General features: G+C 43.1%; 1 protein-coding gene. It reads right to left on the bottom strand.

What is annotated here, in order from left to right; genetic code table 11:
- The coding region (locus A3766_RS07760; RefSeq protein WP_068642049.1) for an ABC transporter permease at positions 1-522 on the bottom strand (522 nt) is incomplete at both ends.

Raw genomic sequence — 522 nt, 5'->3', positions numbered from 1 at the left:
ACTATAAAAAACACCCCCCAAGTAAGTAAGTGGCGTCAATATAAACGTTGGCACTATCGATATGTCATCGAATTTTGTCGCATAAATCGCATTGATAAAACCGCCTATCGAGAACAGGATAGCCGTCAGAATAACAATGCTGGCCGTTACGGCGATATTTTCAACACGTAAATCGGTAAAACCCAGCGACAGTAGTGTCACGATCAGACCAACAGATATACCGCGACCAACACCGCCCATCACATAACCGGACAAGACTACCCAGTTAGGTACAGGTGAGACCAGAATTTCTTCAATGCTATGTTGAAACTTCATGCTAAAAAAAGAGGACACTACGTTAGCATAGGAGTTAGTAATCACTGACATCATGATTAAGCCGGGAACAATAAAGTCCATGTAGTCAAAACCGTCCATGTCACCAATTCTCGGGCCAATCAAGTTGCCAAAGATGACGAAGTACAAAGCCATCATTATCGCCGGTGGCAACAATGTTTGTACCCATATACGAGTAAAGCGACGAAT

Source organism: Oleiphilus sp. HI0132 (genome assembly GCF_001635845.1).
The sequence above is the reverse complement of the archived record's forward strand: the minus strand, read 5'-3'. Positions and strand labels throughout refer to the sequence as shown.